A 16,175-nucleotide genomic window follows, 5' to 3' on the forward strand; every position below is an offset into this window, starting at 1 on the left:
TAATTTACAAAGTATATTGCTCGCTATCGGCAGGTAAAAAATCCCAGCGCGCAGGGCTAAAAGCATCTACCAGCATGCCATCCTCCAAACATACACATCCATGTACGGTAAAAGGAGTTACGTAATAGCCATCACCCTTGCGAATTATCTTTACGGTTTCGCCCATGGTCATTTCAAAAGCACCGCTCTCTACATAACTCACCTGCGAGTGTGCATGACTGTGTAAAGCACCGCAGCTGCCCTTGGCAAACTTTACTTTTACCATCATCAGCTTATCATCATAGCCAAAAACCTGCCGCTGAACCCCATCACCAACAGTTTGCCAGTCGGTAGTATCTTCAAACTGAAATAAGTTGCTTTGTATCATATCCTAATTTTTTAAATGGCCTGCTGCGTTTATAACAGGTTTTTTATCTGCCAATCGTTTTTGGCGCAGCAAAGCTTCCAGATAGTAATAATCGGCATAAATAATGGGCACATCAATTTCGCTATTGGCAGGTTTGTGGCCGGTGCTGTGCAATAATAAAAATCCACGTGCGCTATCGGGTTGTGGCTGGTAATTGTTAGCCAGACTATTTAATATTTTATCCGCTGTTTTTTTATAGATCTTAGCGTTTTTGCTGTAAGTACTCAACTCATACAATGCCGATGCTGCAATTGAGGCGGCCGAAGCATCGCGCGGCTGGTTACCAAGTTTGGCGGCATCATAATCCCAGTAAGGAACCAGGTCGGCAGGCATTTGCGGATTGCTGAAAATATATTTAGCTATCTTTTCAGCTTCCCGTAAGTAGGCTTTATTACCCGTTTCACGGTAGCACATAGTATAACCGTAAAGTCCCCATGCTTGTCCGCGGGCCCATGCCGAGCTATCTGCAAAACCCTGATGAGTTTGTTTATGCAATACCTTGCCTGTCTCCGGGTCGTAATCAATTACGTGGTATGAGCTGTTATCGGGCCTGAAATGGTTTTTAAGCGTAGTATTTGCATGCGCTACAGCTACTTTATAAAAGCTGGAATCGCCGCTTAATTTGGTTGCCTCAAACAGGAGTTCCAGGTTCATCATATTATCAATAATAACCGGGAACTTCCATTCCTTACGATGGTCCCATGATTTTATGCAGCCTATGGTAGGGTTAAAGCGGGTTATTAAAGTTTTGGCCGCCTGTATAATATCATCCTTATATTTCTGCTCGTGCGTTAAGCGATAAGCGTTGCCCACACTGTTATAAAGCTTAAAGCCCATGTCATGTGTGCCACCGTCGGTTTTTTCAGCTTCCATTACAGTGGTAAAGGGCTCAGATTGTTCCTTCCAAAATTTATTACCGGTGTACTCATATAAAAACCAAAGATTACCCGCAAAAAAACCACTGCACCAATCTTTAGGAGATACAATTAACAGATCGCCCTTGGTATTTAGCGTGCGTGGTGATAAAAGATTTGGCTTTGCAGCAGTCGTTTTAGTTTTGGCTGTTTCGGTGAGTAGCAGCCTGGTTTGATGCTCGGCAAATTGGAATGCTTTAGGCGCATTGTTTTGAGCGGAAACATTAAGTGCAAAACTGCCCGACAATATCAGCGGGAATATGTGTTTGATTTTCATAAATGATCTTAAAAACAATTTAATTGGCTACTTTAATTTTAATCACCAATTTTTTAACAACATCATACCCGTCTACCTTAATATTAGGGCGGTGAACATCCTGCGGGAAGAATAAGTAGAATGTGCCGGGCACTGCAAAGTAAGAGGTACCTTCGGCAGTGTAGGCAGCATTATCTTTAGCCTCATCATAAGGTTTGGTAACTGTTGCTTTATCTATATTAACAACATCTATCCGCTCTTTGCCTTTTATAACATATTGCAGGTCGATGTATTTTTTGTGCGATTCCCAACCGGCCTTATCCAGTTCTTTCGACGGCCCTTCGGTTACAATGGCATAAGCATTGTCGCCATCAACAGCATGCTTACCTACGCTTAATGTATCCAGGTTAGTATCCTTTAAAAACAAGATCACTTTATCCCAAACTGCTTTATTATTATGATACTGTTTGTAAAATTCAACCACGTTAACAGATTGATGAGCGTTCAATTTTAAATCATCTTTCCATTTGTTGCTGTGCAGCCACTTTTCGGCGGTTTTTGGGTTAATGCTGCTATCGTTTTTGGTTTGTGCAATTGCTGTGTTTTCCATTGTAATAAAACTAATAGCAGCTATACTAAGCTGAAATAGGGATTTGATTTTCATGATTTTATTGAATTGGTTTATAAAATAATGTACCTGTTTCCGGGGGATAAAACGGGTATCATTACACGTCAATATTACGATGAAATCATTTAAATTGATGCCTTAACTCATATTAATTCTACGCAAACGTTATAGTTTCTGGTATGTGTGCTGCTACATTTGGTGCTCAAAAGTCTTCGATAACGTTTGCGTAGAAATAACTCGCGGATTGCTTCTGATTGATATATCATAATTGTAGACTTGCTGAACAATTGTAAATTAAACACTAATATTTCTTGTTTTGAAAGTACTACATAGCGTTCACCCGGATGATTTTAAAATCTACGGGACAGAACAAATACGCGATCGTTTTTTAATAGACAACTTAATAAAGGCTGACCAGATAAATTGTGCATACACCCACTATGATCGTATTATACTTGGTGTCGCCCATCCCGTTACGAACACATTGACACTGGAAAATTACCCCAATTTAAAAGCGGACTACTTTTTAGAACGCCGCGAGATTGGCATTATAAACGTAGCCGGGGATGGCGAAGTGAATGCCGATGGCGAAGTTTTTAAATTAAAGAAACTGGATTGCCTCTATTTGGGTAAAGGCGTTAAAGAAGTTAGCTTTAAAGCTGACGATGCGGCAAACCCGCCGGTATTTTACCTGTTATCGTCACCGGCACATAAAAGCTACCCCACCAGCTTAATGACCATTGATGAAGCCGAAAAGGTTAATGCCGGGGTCGATGCAACAGCTAATAAACGTACCATAAATAAATACATCCATACCGCGGGCATTCAAAGCTGCCAATTGGTAATGGGTTTAACTGTTTTGCATGAAGGCAGTGTATGGAACACCATGCCACCGCACGTGCACGATAGGCGGATGGAGGCGTACTTTTACTTTGATATCCCCGAAGGGCAAAAGGTATTTCACCTTATGGGCGAAGCTACCGAAACCCGGCATATTTTAATTGGCAACTACGGTGCTGTTGTATCGCCATCATGGAGCATGCACTCGGGCGCGGGTACAAGTAATTATAGTTTTATATGGGGTATGGGTGGCGAAAACCTCGATTATACCGATATGGATGCTATCAGCATTGATGATATCAGATAAATACTAAGGAGCAATGGAAAATATTTATTCGTTAAAAGGCAAAGTAATAATAGTAACCGGCGGTACCGGCATATTGGGCAATTCGTTTATTAATGGTATTGTTGAAGCCGGTGGCGCAGTGGGGATTTTGGGTCGTAATAAAGAAGTAGCAGACGAAAGGGCGGAAGCCATTAATAAAAAGGGCGGACAAGCCCTTGCCTTAGTTGCCGATGTGCTGGATGAAGCATCGTTAATAACAGCCCGGAAAACCCTGCTTGATCGTTTTGGCCGCCTTGATGGCCTGGTGAATGGTGCCGGTGGTAACATGCCCGATGGTGTTTTGCAGCCCGATGAGGATATATTTAGCATGAACCTTGATGGGATGAAAAAAGTAATGGAGGTAAATCTTTGGGGAACCTTATTGCCCACTCAGGTTTTTGGTGATGCCATTGCTAAAACAGGCAAAGGCAGTATTGTAAATATATCGTCCATGAACTCTAAAAGGGCAATTACCAAAGTATTAGGATATAGTATGGGTAAGGCTGCTGTTGATTGTTACAACCAGTGGTTTGCTGTTGAACTGGCTAACCGTTATGGCGATGCCATTAGGATGAATGCCCTCGCCCCCGGCTTTTTCCTTACCGAGCAAAACCGCAATTTGCTTACATTACCAGAAGGAGGGTATACACAAAGAGGTGGATTAGTGATAAAGCAAACCCCTTTTAAGCGCTTTGGTAACCCCGATGAGCTGATAGGCGCTTTGGTTTGGCTGCTGAGCGATGCATCGGCATTTGTAACCGGTTCTATGATATGTGTTGATGGCGGCTTCTCGATATTTGGCGGCGTATAAATGAGTTTGAACGCTTCAAATACCGGCTCTGTTTTAACCTTTGGCGAGTTATTGCTAAGGATTTGCCCGGATGCGGATGGCAGTTGGCTTAATGCCAATCAACTGCCCGTACATGTTGGCGGCGCCGAGTTAAATGTTGCTACCGCGCTGGCTTTGTGGGGAATAGATACAAGCTATTTTACGGCTTTGCCGGATAATGGGTTATCGGCACAAATTATTAATTATGTAAATGAACGGGGTATAGATACGTCGGCTATTCATAACGGCGGTACAAGACTGGGCCTGTTTTATTTAACCACTGGTGCGGATATGAAACATGATGCGGTGATATATGACCGCGCAGGTTCGGCATTTGCAGAATTAAAACCCGGTGTTATTAATTGGGACAAAGTTTTATCGGACGTAAGCTGGTTTCATTTTAGTGCCATTTGCCCGGCTTTAAGTCAGCAAACCGCAGATCTGTGTGCGGAGGTTTTGATAGCGGCATCAAAGCGGGATATCACTATATCCATTGATCTGAATTATCGTGCAAAGCTCTGGCAATACGGCAAGCATCCGCAAGAAATAATGCCGAACCTGGTGAAATATTGTCATTTGATAATGGGCAACATTTGGGCGGCAGAAAGTTTATTAGGTATACCGGTTAACCCGGATGTGCACCATATTGGCACTAAAGAAAATTATTTAAAAGAAGCCATAAATAGCTCAGAAAAGATAATGGAATTGTTCCCAAAATGCAGGGCCGTAGCCAATACGTTTAGGTTTGATCATGAAACTGGTATAAAATATTACACTGCTTTGTATCAGGACGGGGAACTGCATAATTCGAGCGAGTATATTTCAGAAAATGTTATTGATAAAGTAGGGAGCGGCGATTGCTTTATGGCAGGGCTGATATATGGCTATCGTAAACAAATGAACCCATTGGCAATAGTGAATTTCGCTACAGCCGCTGCTTTTGAAAAATTATCTATTGCCGGCGATGCTACAAAAAGCACCATAGAACAAATAACCCAAGCCATTAAATATGCCAACTAAAAGCCAGATACAGGATAGTATAATTAAACAAGGCATCCTTCCGCTGTTTTATAATGATAGCAAGGAGGCAAGCATAGCCATCACCCGTAAGCTTTATGAAGCCGGGATCAGGCTTATTGAATATACCAATCGTGGTGGGGCAGCACTTGATAATTTTAGAGCATTAAAAAAATTACAGCAGGAGGAGTTACCAGATCTGCTTTTAGGGATAGGTACCATAAAGTCTGCCGAGGAGGCTGTACAATTTGTGGATGCAGGAGCCAATTTCTTAATATCGCCGCTGGTGAACCCCGGTGTGGCTGCTGTTGCAGCAAAGAATGATCTGCTTTGGATCCCCGGTTGTATGACACCTACCGAAATTTACAACGCGCAGCAACTGGGCGCCGTATTAATAAAACTTTTCCCGGCTAACATATTAGGGCCGGCATTCGTATCAGCAGTGAAAGAGCTTTTCCCGGGTGTACTGATGATGCCAACAGGCGGTGTAGAGATGAGCCAGGAAAACATTAGTGCGTGGTTTGATGCCGGAGTATCTGCAGTTGGCATGGGTAGCAAATTAATTACAAAAAGCATTATTCAGAAACAAGAATACAACCAATTATATATAGCAACTTTACGGGCATTACAGTTTGTGCAGTCGGCAAGATAACCTAAATACCAATTATGAGCGATACTAAAAAAACCAATTACAGGTGGGTAGTTGTAACCTTATTGTTTTTTGCAACCACCATTAATTACCTCGACAGGCAAGTTATCGGTTTTCTGAAACCAACCCTCGAAAAAGAGTTTCACTGGACAGAAGAGGATTATGGCTATATAGTAATGGCTTTTCAGGCAGCTTACGCAATTGGTTTGCTTGCATTTGGCGGTTTTATTGACAGGTTGGGGACTAAGCTTGGTTATACCATATCGCTAATTGTATGGAGTTTGGCAGCTATGTTACATGCAATTGTAAAAACAACTTTAGGTTTTGGCGTAGTTAGGGCGGCTTTGGGCCTGGGCGAATCTGGTAATTTCCCGGCGGCTATTAAGGTAGTAGCAGAGTGGTTCCCTAAAAAGGAACGTGCGTTGGCAACGGGGATATTTAATTCGGGTGCAAACATTGGGGCGGTGGCTGCTCCGGTAATGGTACCATGGATATTAGGTATTTACGGTTGGCAAATGGCTTTCCTTATAACAGGTGCAATAGGTTTTGTATGGCTTATATTCTGGTGGATATTTTACGAAATACCTTCGCGGCACAAAAAGATAAGTAAGACAGAATTTGAACATATTCATAGCGATATAGACGAAAGCGTTGTTGACGGTGAGCCTGAAACTAAAGTAAAATGGGTAAGGCTTTTCAGCATTAGGCAAACCTGGGTGTTTGTTGTTGGCAAATTTCTTACCGATCCAATTTGGTGGTTCTTTTTGTTTTGGTTGCCTTCATATTTTGCAAGCACATTTAAGTTAGACCTTACTAAGCCAAGTTTGCCGTTAGTGATTGTTTATACTGCTACAACGATTGGTAGTATTGGCGGTGGTTTCCTTTCTTCGTGGTTTATAAAACGTGGCATGCCGGTATTTAAGGCACGCAAAACAGCTATGTTTTTGTTTGCACTTTGTGTACTGCCCATATTTGGGGCGCGTTATGCAACCAATATATGGCAGGCAGTTGCCTTAATAAGTCTGGCTGCGGCTGCTCATCAAGCCTGGAGCGCTAATATCTTCACTACGGCATCTGATATGTTCCCTAAGCGGGCAGTAAGTTCGGTTGTTGGTATTGGTGGGATGGCCGGTTCTGTAGGAGGGATTATTTTTCCTTTTATTATAGGTTGGGTGTTAGAAACATATAAAGAAGCCGGTAATATTATCGCAGGATATAATATCATTTTTTCGATATGTGCCTGCGCGTATTTACTTGCATGGCTTATAATGCATTTGTTAACGCCACGTATGAAGGTTGTGAAATTGTAGTTACAATTTCCATAAACAAGTAAGATTTATTACATTGGTAAAATGTTAAGCACAGTGCAGTGGAGTTTGCTTAGCAGATAACCTAATATGAATTTTAGCTCAATTACAATAAAGGACATTGCTACAGCGCTTAATCTATCGGTATCTACGGTTTCAAAGGCGTTGCGAGATAGTTACGAAATTAGCGAGAACACAAAAAAAATTGTAAACGAATATGCGCTGGAACACAACTATCGGCCGAACCCAATTGCTCAAAGTTTAAAGCAAGGTCATAGTAAATCAATAGGTATTGTTGTTTCCACGATAGAAAATCAATTTTTTTCGCAGGTAATTAATGGGATCGAATCGGTAGCCTACGAGGCAGGTTTTAACGTTATTATTACCCAAACACACGAATCATCTGATTTGGAAGTGAAGAACGTTGCCCACCTTACACACCATTCCATCGATGGTTTATTGATATCCCTTTCTACCGAAACGAAGGATGTTGAATACTTGCAAAAATTACACCGCCAGGGTTTACCTATTGTATTTTTTGACCGTATCTCTGATGAGATAGAAACGCATAAAGTAATTTCTGATAATTTTAAAGGCAGTTACGATGCTACCCGCCACCTGCTGGACGGTGGATATAAACGTATTGCACATATTACCAATCCGCCAAATATATCTATTACCAAAGAGCGTTTTGCAGGTTACCAGAAAGCATTGGAAGAGTCGGGTATGCCAATAGATGAAGAAATTATTATCCACTGCCCGCATGGTGGCCGCGATACTGGCGAGGTAGAGAACGCGATCAATCAACTGCTTTCATTGAATGATAAACCGGATGCTATCTTCACCACATCCGACAGGATAACCACCACTACGCTGTTCCTGCTTAATAAATTAAAGATCAAAATCCCCCAGGAAATTGCACTGATTGGCTACACCAATACTACTCTTGCCGATGTATTAAACCCATCGCTTAGCTCGGTTTATCAGCCCGGGTTTGAGATGGGGCAAAAAGCTACCCAAAAGCTTTTAGAACTTATTTTAGCCAAAAGGCCGGTTCATGAATTTGAAACAATAGTGTTACCCACACAGCTTGTTACGCGCGATTCTACCGCCCCGAAAAATCGGTAGGGGGTAAACCTGCAAATCTTCCCTTAGTGTCTTTAAGTCTTTCTGCCATAATGTTGGTTTAAACAGTGTTTATAGGGCCTTAATACTGCGTAACTATCACGTAGCGAAAACGATGTCGTAAATAAATATCCTCAAATTATACCAACAGTAAGCTAACAAAGGTACTTTTGGTTAGTACAGTTATATACATATACCAATTATAACCGCTGTATCCATATTAATTACTTTTTTTAAAAATGAAACGCAGGCTCCTCGTTATTGTACTCTTCGTGTATTCAATTATTGCCGGGAAGGTAATGGCGCAAACCGTTGCCCTCGATTATTATTTTAACCATGAAACACATACAACCAAAGATGGCCAAAACAAAAGGTTTCATTATATGTGGGAGGATACCACTAATTCGGGGTTTTCTATCTGGGGTGATATTTTTAAATCGCAGGGTGCTAAATTAACGAGTATAGAGGTTGCGCCTACATCACAAAGCCTTAAAGGAGTAGCCATTTATATCATTGTTGACCCTGATAGCAAAAAGGAAAATCCATCACCCAATTACATTCAAAAAGCCGACGCTGATAATATCGCGCAGTGGGTTAAATCAGGCGGCGTATTGGTATTAATGGCTAATGATAGCGCTAATGTAGAGCTACGGCATTTTAATATACTTGCCGGCTGCTTCGGGATGCATTTTAATAACGATATGCAAAACCATGTTATTGATGATGCCCATTTTGAAGACGGCGCAGTATCAATAAATAACAACCCGGTCTTTAAAACATCACAAAAACCTTTCCTGAAAGATGTTTGCAGCATTGGGCTAACAGGTAAGGCAACGGCTATTTTAAAGTCTCCAGCTGGCGCGACTATCGCGGCCATTACAAAATACGGCAAAGGGACTGTTTTTGCTGTAGGCGACCCCTGGCTGTACAATGAATATGTGAACGGGCGGCTGCCTGCAGGTTTTGACAATGATAAGGCCGCCGCCGATCTTACAAAATATCTTTTACTACAAGTAAACCAATAAACCCAACCAATATTAAACTAAACCCCAAAATCAATTTATGAAGCAAGAAACCAAAAAGCCGTGATCTAAGATACCGCTGATGCCAAACCCCGGCAGTATTTAAAAAAAAATCTGATTCTCTTATCGAAACAAAAAAAACGCGATGAATAATCGTGGGGGAATCCTTTTGTCAAAAAATTTGAAAAAACTTAATTCTTAACATATAAATATGAAGAATAGACTTCTACAAAAATCACTTAAAAAGTGTGTTTTCACTGCCATATCACTGTTTGTGATGCTCGGCAGCGCCTATGCACACATTAATAAACTGCGCCCGGCATGGAGTATTCCGGCTGATAAAACCGCGCCAAATAGCCTTAAGGCAATCAAGCAGGCAAAGATAACAGGTACTGTTACCGATGAAAAAAACCTGCCGTTGCCCGGTGTAAACGTCAGGGAAAAAGGCACAACCATAGGTGCTTCGACAGATGCAAATGGTAAATATGCCATTGACGCAGAGCAAGGTGCTACGCTGGTTTTCTCGTTTGTTGGTTATGATAGCAAAGAGATAACCGTAGGCGCGAATACCGAATACAACGTTCAGCTTTTGCCTAACTCAAAGGACCTTACCGAGGTTGTAGTAATAGGTTATGGCACACGTGCTGTTAAAGATGTAACAGGTGCCATTACAAGCGTTAAGGCTGATAAGTTTGAAAATGATAACCCAACCAGCGTTACCGATGTATTGAGAGGTGCTGTGCCGGGTATTTCTGTTGGTTTAACTACATCTGCTAAAGGCGGTGGCGTTGGCGACCTGCAGGTTAGAGGCCAGGCCAGTTTATCGGGTAACGTTAGGCCGCTTATTGTGTTAGATAACGTTATTTACTTTGGTGACCTTGCTGATATCAACCCAAATGACATAGACAGGGTAGACGTTTTGCGCGACCCAAGCGCGCTTGCGGTGTACGGTGCACAGGCAGCAGGTGGTGTTGTAGCAATTACCACCAAAAAAGGTAAAAAAGGCGGGTCGGTAATTACTTTAAATGCCAATATGGGTATTGCACAATTACTGCAAAATCAAAAATATTATCAGGGAGAGGGATTCCTGAATTGGAGATCTGATGTTCAGCGAAGCGCTAACTCATCAAACCCAAGCTATTACTACAGCGACCCAAGGGCATTGCCTGCCGGCGTAACTTTAGACCAGTTTCTGAATGGCGCAACCGGCGACCCTGTTACTATTTATCTGCAACGTTTAGGTTTATTCCCTAATGAGATCACTAATTACCAGAACGGAAAAGTTACCGACTGGAGTAAATTGATATTCAGAAATGGCGTGCGCCAGGATTATACTGCCAGTTTATCGGGCAGGGGCGATAACGTTAGCTACTATTTCTCTGGTAACTTTACCAAAAACCAAAACCTAATACAGGGAGGTGATTATAACGACACCCGTTTCCGTTTAAATTTAGAGGGTAAAGCCGCAAAATTTTTAACACTTGGTGTTAACGCGCAATATTCCGTACGTGATGAAGGTGCGTTGGGCAGTGCTTTAAGCGGCCAGGCTATAGACCGAACAGAAGCAGATTGGACGCAGATCATCAACTCATCGCCTTACGGTGATTTTTATAATGCTGATGGTAGCCTGCGCCGTATAGCTACTGATGACAGCGGTTTAAATCAGCGTAACCCTTTCCTGGGGAATAAGTACAACCAAAATGTGAATGTTCAGAATGTGCTTTTCTCAACCCTGTTTGCTAAGGTTGATCTGCCGTTTGGCTTCAAATACACCTTGAACTTTTCACCTCAGATAGAATCTTACCGAAATTTCTTTTACCGCCCGGTTGCCAATCCTAACGAATTATCAGGTGGTACAGCCACCCGTACTATGGAGAATAGGTATCGATATAACATTGATAATATTCTCAACTGGAACAAAAGTTTTGGCGTACACAGCTTTGATGCAACGTTCCTGCTAAACAAAGAAAAATACCAAACCTGGTACACCTCAGCATCTAATACACAATTTAGTCCAAGCGATGCATTAGGCTATCATAACATTGGTGCTGGTACTTTACCTATTGAGAGCAGCGACGACCGTATCTATAACGCAGATGCGATAATGGGGCGTATCAACTATACACTGATGGGTAAATATAATTTTACTTTCACTGCGCGCCGGGATGGTTTCTCGCCCTTTGGTTTAAAAAAACCAAGGCAGAATTATGCCAATGGTGCCGTTGCCTGGACATTTAGCGATGAGAAATTCTTTAAAACCAATTTCTTTAGCTGGCTAAACTACGGTAAACTGCGCTTTGGTTACGGGTCTAATGGTAACCGTTTACAGAGCGGTACTGCCGATCCAAGTTTGGCGCTTGCAACAATTATTACCGGTAAATATCCAACTGTTACGCCGGGTGGGGTAGTAGTGAACAACAATAGCATCTTTGTAACCTCATTACAAAATAATGACCTTACATGGGAGCGTACTACCGGCCCTAACTTGGGTTTAGATTTCGCTATTCTTAACAATCGCATCAGTGGTTCGGTAGATGTTTACAACCGTAAAACAACCGACTTAATTGTTAGCCGTTCATTAGTAAACATTCAAGGTCTTTTTACGCAAAACTTGTTAAGCAATATTGGCGAAGTTAATAACAAAGGTATTGAGGTATTGCTTGAAGGCAAGATAATGCAAAGTAAAAACTTTAACTGGAATGCTACCGGTACTTTTTATCTGAACCGTAACAAAATTGTGCATCTGTATGGCGAGTATCAAACAACAGATGCCAATGGCAATAACATTACTAAAGAAAATGATGACTTAGGTAATGGCTGGTTTATTGGCCACGATGTTAATGCCGTTTGGGATTACAAGATACAAGGCGTATGGCAAACACCAGAGGCTACCGAAGCAGCTAAATATGGCGCCAAACCAGGTGATTTTAAATTGCGGGATATGGATGGCGATTTCAAATTCACTAATGCTGATAAGCAATTCCTGGGTTCTACTAATCCAAAGTTTAGCTGGTCGTTAAGAAACGAATTTAATTTGTTTAAGAATTTCGATTTCTCTTTTATGCTGGTATCAAGTATTGGTCAGCTAAGGCAATTTAACCAGGCTACCAACAATGCGGGAAGCGTTGGTTACGGCCGTATGAACTCATACGTACTTCCATACTGGACACCCGATAACCCAATAAACGATTACGCCCGCTTAAACTCAGGATCATCAGGCACAACTATTAATGTATGGCGTAAAGCATCATTTGTAAGGCTGCAAACGGTATCGTTAGGTTACACCTTTAGTCCACAATTGATTAAACGTTTAGGTATGTCATCAGCCAAACTATTTGTTAACGCAACAAATGCAGCAGTATTTTCTGACTGGCCTTTGTGGGACCCGCAAAATAACGGGCCAACTCCAAGGTTCCTGGCAGCAGGTTTTAACGTGACTTTTTAAAGTATAAAGAGATTAGAATATGAAAAAGATTAATAGAAATATAATAGCCGGGCTTGCAGTTGCTGCAGTTTTTATCACCGGCGGATGTACAAAAAGAAGTGACCTGATACCGGAAGCTCCTTCAAAATTTACACCCGGTAATACATTTACAACACCGGCTGCTTTCAGGGCTGCGCTGCTTAATCTTAACCTAAGTGTTAGGTTTGAATTTTTCGGAGATTCGGCACCAATGTTAACGGAATCTATCTTTACAGATGCAGCGGTTGAGGGTACCACAGATAAAACCACCCCGGCACAAGATCTGAATGTAAGGATCACGCCAACCGCTAACCTCAACAGTGACGACTATAACAAAATTGGCCGTTACTGGCAGGTATGGTGGCAGGGCGTGCACGATGCAAACGTTATTATCTCAAGGATAGACGATGCAAAGTGGCCTTCTGCTGATGAAAGAGACAAGGTTTTAAGTGGTGCATATTTCCACAGGGCATACAGGTACTACCGCCTCGTACACGAATTTGGCGATGTGCCCTTGTTATTGAAAGAAGAAACTGGTGTAAATACAGGATATTTTACCACGCAGCGTATGGTTATTCTAAAACAAATAAAAACCGACCTTGACTTTGCAGTAACCAAACTGGTTGACAATGGTAATAAAGGCGAGCCATCAAAAGCTGCAGCTGCACACTTGCTTACCAAAATAAACCTTGCATTAGGTTTGTTTGATGATGCCATCGCATCGGCCAATATTGCTATAAACGGTCCTTATGCTTTAATGACGAATCGTTTTGGTATTGTTGCAGGCGACGCTACTAAAAACGTTGTTTGGGATTTGCACCGCCCCGAAAACAAATCTATATCTGCAAACACAGAGGCATTATATGTAGTTATAGACCGCGAAACTTTAGAAGGTGCCACACCAAACGGCTCGCAGGTAATGCGTAATTGCGTACCTATGTGGCATAACGGGACTATACTTACACCGGGCGCATTAAAACCGGGTATTTCTGATAAAATAACAGAAGAATCGCCGCTTACTTTATGGTATGGCCGTGGTATTGGCCGCTTACGTGGTACACCATATGCCACTAAGTATATCTGGACAGATAATACCGACCTTCGCCACGCCAAAGGTATGTGGATGGATATGACCGATCTGGTTTACAACCAACCAGCCCTTAAAACATCAGACCCAGCCTGGTACGGTAAACATTTGGAACAATACACTTCATCGAACGTAAACCAACGTTTTCTTAACGGGGCTAAGGATACTATCCGTGCATGGTTTGGCTGGCCGCATTACAAAGTTTTCATTGGCTCTGGCCCGATAGCTGTTGATAAATGGTGGAGCCCGCCACGTGGTACAAATACAGATTGGTATGTATTCCGTTTGGCAGAAACTTACCTGTTACGCGCCGAAGCTTATTGGTGGAAAGGCCAAAATGCCCTTGCAATGGCTGATATTAATAAAGTACGGGCACGTGCTAATGCCGAACTGTTAACAGATGATAGTAAAGTAAACATTGGTACCATCCTGGATGAGCGCCAAAGAGAGCTTTATTGGGAAGAACCCCGTAAAACGGAGCTTACCCGTATGGCCTATATTTTCGCACAAACAGGCAAGGCCGCCTATAATGGTAAAACTTATAATGTGGGAACATTCTCTACCAACAATTTCTTTTACGATAGGATAATGGAGAAAAACGATTTTTATAAAAACCCGGCGGTTGTTACCAACTCTGGTAACCATTATACTATTTCACCGTATCACGTATTGTGGCCTATACCACAAAGTGATATCGATTTGAATATTAAAGGACATATAAATCAAAACAAGGGCTATTCGGGTTCTGAAACTAATATCCCTCCGTTAGATAAAGTAACCAATTAACATCCAGCTTTCAGTTACGGGTCCCTGCTAATAATAACACCCGTAACTGTGAGTAAATGGTTAATATATTAGTTTGAGTAAACCAGGTCCTGTAATTATGGGCCTGGTTTTATTTAATAGAAGAAGCTGCGTAATAAGAATATTTGAAGTGTATTTATCAAAGACTAGGTTTCGGAGGCCGACTTTTTAAAATCATAAAATGAATCTATGAAAAATATACTATTTACAATTGGCTGCCTATGCGCCTTTCAATTAAGCTTTGGCAAAATATACAAGGTGAAAACCGCTGAGGAATTTAATAAAGCTGCCGTTAGTGTTTTAGCAGGCGATGAAATTGTAATTGCCAATGGTAATTATAGCAATTGGGCTACAACTATTAATTGCAATGGCACAGTTGATAAACCTATTATTATCCGCGCAGAAAGTTCAGTGAAAGCTATGTTTTCGGGAGAAGTGCGCCGACCTGTATTTCAAATAACGGGGACTTATATACAGATAAAAGGACTGAAGTTTGAAGGTTGCCAGTTGATTAAAACCAAAGGTGCCGATGTGGTTTTAATTCAAATGAATGCGGCTAAATATTGCCGTATAACAGATTGTACTTTTACTAAAAACACCGTTGATACGCAGTTTATGCCCATTGTGGTTGTATCAGGGCGGGGCGAGCACAATCGTGTAGATCATTGTCAGTTTACCGGGAACGTTAACAATCAGGAAATACAGGTAAAGGTAACCGCGAATGATGTATCCTTATATACCTTAATAGATCATAATGTATTTATGGATAAGGATAGCGTAATCTGGAAAGGTAACAACGGTGGCGAGTGCGTACAAATAGGGCAGGACCCTATCTTGTTAGGTAACAGGTATTCCTATACAACCGTGCGCGATAACAGATTTATACACTGCAACGGCGAGCCGGAAGTGATCAGCAATAAATCATCGGGTAACCAATATATTAATAACTACTTTGAGAATTGCCATGGTGAACTGGTAATGCGCGGAGGGCATGAATGCCTTGTAGATAGTAATACATTTGCGGGCGGCATAGGTGGTATACGGGTTAATGGCACCGGCCATACTATTACTAATAACAGCTTTAAAAACCTGCCTATTGCCATAAGGCTGATGTATGGTATGGCCAAAGGTAAAATTGATACAGGCTTTTATATTGCCGCGAGCGATTGTATCATTAAAAACAATTACATAACACATTGCGATACCGGTATTCTAATAGGTGGCAGCAAAAATGCCGACTGGACAGGCAAGTTTGATACAAAACGATACCCCTCACGTACTATTCAGGATGTTGCCCCATTTAATAACCATTTGGATAATAACACCATAACCGATACCAAAACGCCCGTTTTGCAATAAGCAGCTGTGAATCAGCTCAGTTCTTTTTGCCTTAATAATTTCCTTTGAAGACATTTCACTCTGTCTTCTTAATTACTCGTGCTATTTCCACTCCTCAAATTAAAGCACAATAATAAAATTCCACTTGTTTTTAAATCGTAATAA

At 41.6% G+C, this 16,175-nt stretch carries 13 protein-coding genes; 10 read left to right on the forward strand and 3 right to left on the reverse strand.

Annotation, left to right across the window (positions count from 1 at the left end; all coding sequences use genetic code 11):
• Positions 1-4: 4 nt before the first annotated feature.
• Genes NPE20_RS11870 through NPE20_RS11880 form a run of 3 tightly spaced genes read right to left on the reverse strand, consistent with a single transcriptional unit; the run spans position 5 to position 2,240 of the window.
• Positions 5-367 carry a cupin domain-containing protein gene (locus NPE20_RS11870; protein WP_256538872.1) on the reverse strand — a complete coding sequence of 121 codons (363 nt, stop codon included), beginning with the start codon at positions 365-367 and terminating at the stop codon, positions 5-7.
• 3 nt (positions 368-370) lie between these two features.
• The gene (locus tag NPE20_RS11875; RefSeq protein ID WP_256538873.1) at positions 371-1,597 is read right to left on the reverse strand and encodes a glycoside hydrolase family 88 protein; all 1,227 of its coding nucleotides are present in this window, start codon (positions 1,595-1,597) and stop codon (positions 371-373) included.
• A 19-nt stretch (positions 1,598-1,616) separates the two neighbouring features.
• On the reverse strand, positions 1,617-2,240 hold the full coding sequence (locus NPE20_RS11880; RefSeq protein WP_256538874.1) for a NanQ anomerase/TabA/YiaL family protein: 624 nt from the start codon (positions 2,238-2,240) through the stop codon (positions 1,617-1,619).
• 280 nt (positions 2,241-2,520) lie between these two features.
• Between NPE20_RS11880 and kduI the strand changes: the two genes are divergently transcribed.
• The 10 genes from kduI to NPE20_RS11930 all read left to right on the forward strand — a co-directional run bounded on the left by kduI (position 2,521) and on the right by NPE20_RS11930 (position 16,031).
• Positions 2,521-3,351, forward strand: a complete 831-nt coding sequence (gene kduI / locus NPE20_RS11885) for a 5-dehydro-4-deoxy-D-glucuronate isomerase (RefSeq protein WP_256538875.1) — start codon at positions 2,521-2,523, stop codon at positions 3,349-3,351.
• Positions 3,352-3,364: 13 nt separating this feature from the next.
• Complete coding sequence (locus tag NPE20_RS11890; RefSeq protein WP_256538876.1) at positions 3,365-4,180, forward strand: SDR family oxidoreductase; 816 nt, start codon at positions 3,365-3,367, stop codon at positions 4,178-4,180.
• A 6-nt stretch (positions 4,181-4,186) separates the two neighbouring features.
• Positions 4,187-5,218 (forward strand): sugar kinase, encoded by a 1,032-nt coding sequence (locus NPE20_RS11895; RefSeq protein WP_256538877.1) that lies wholly within the window; start codon positions 4,187-4,189, stop codon positions 5,216-5,218.
• Positions 5,208-5,867 carry a beta/alpha barrel domain-containing protein gene (locus NPE20_RS11900; protein ID WP_256538878.1) on the forward strand — a complete coding sequence of 220 codons (660 nt, stop codon included), beginning with the start codon at positions 5,208-5,210 and terminating at the stop codon, positions 5,865-5,867. The genes NPE20_RS11895 and NPE20_RS11900 overlap by 11 nt, the downstream gene beginning before the upstream one ends.
• Before the next feature lie 14 nt (positions 5,868-5,881).
• Positions 5,882-7,174, forward strand: a complete 1,293-nt coding sequence (locus NPE20_RS11905) for an MFS transporter (protein ID WP_256538879.1) — start codon at positions 5,882-5,884, stop codon at positions 7,172-7,174.
• 87 nt (positions 7,175-7,261) lie between these two features.
• The gene (locus NPE20_RS11910) at positions 7,262-8,299 is read left to right on the forward strand and encodes a LacI family DNA-binding transcriptional regulator (protein ID WP_256538880.1); all 1,038 of its coding nucleotides are present in this window, start codon (positions 7,262-7,264) and stop codon (positions 8,297-8,299) included.
• Positions 8,300-8,535: 236 nt separating this feature from the next.
• Positions 8,536-9,321 carry a DUF4350 domain-containing protein gene (locus tag NPE20_RS11915; protein ID WP_256538881.1) on the forward strand — a complete coding sequence of 262 codons (786 nt, stop codon included), beginning with the start codon at positions 8,536-8,538 and terminating at the stop codon, positions 9,319-9,321.
• 208 nt (positions 9,322-9,529) lie between these two features.
• A complete protein-coding gene (locus tag NPE20_RS11920) occupies positions 9,530-12,763 on the forward strand; it encodes a SusC/RagA family TonB-linked outer membrane protein (RefSeq protein ID WP_256538882.1) in 3,234 nt (1,077 codons plus the stop codon).
• Positions 12,764-12,782: 19 nt separating this feature from the next.
• Positions 12,783-14,654, forward strand: a complete 1,872-nt coding sequence (locus NPE20_RS11925) for a RagB/SusD family nutrient uptake outer membrane protein (RefSeq protein WP_256538883.1) — start codon at positions 12,783-12,785, stop codon at positions 14,652-14,654.
• Between the two features lie 207 nt (positions 14,655-14,861).
• The gene (locus NPE20_RS11930; protein WP_256538884.1) at positions 14,862-16,031 is read left to right on the forward strand and encodes a polysaccharide lyase 6 family protein; all 1,170 of its coding nucleotides are present in this window, start codon (positions 14,862-14,864) and stop codon (positions 16,029-16,031) included.
• Positions 16,032-16,175: the final 144 nt, after the last annotated feature.

Origin of the sequence: Mucilaginibacter aquariorum (assembly GCF_024498135.1) — a bacterium.
GTDB lineage: Bacteria > Bacteroidota > Bacteroidia > Sphingobacteriales > Sphingobacteriaceae > Mucilaginibacter > Mucilaginibacter aquariorum.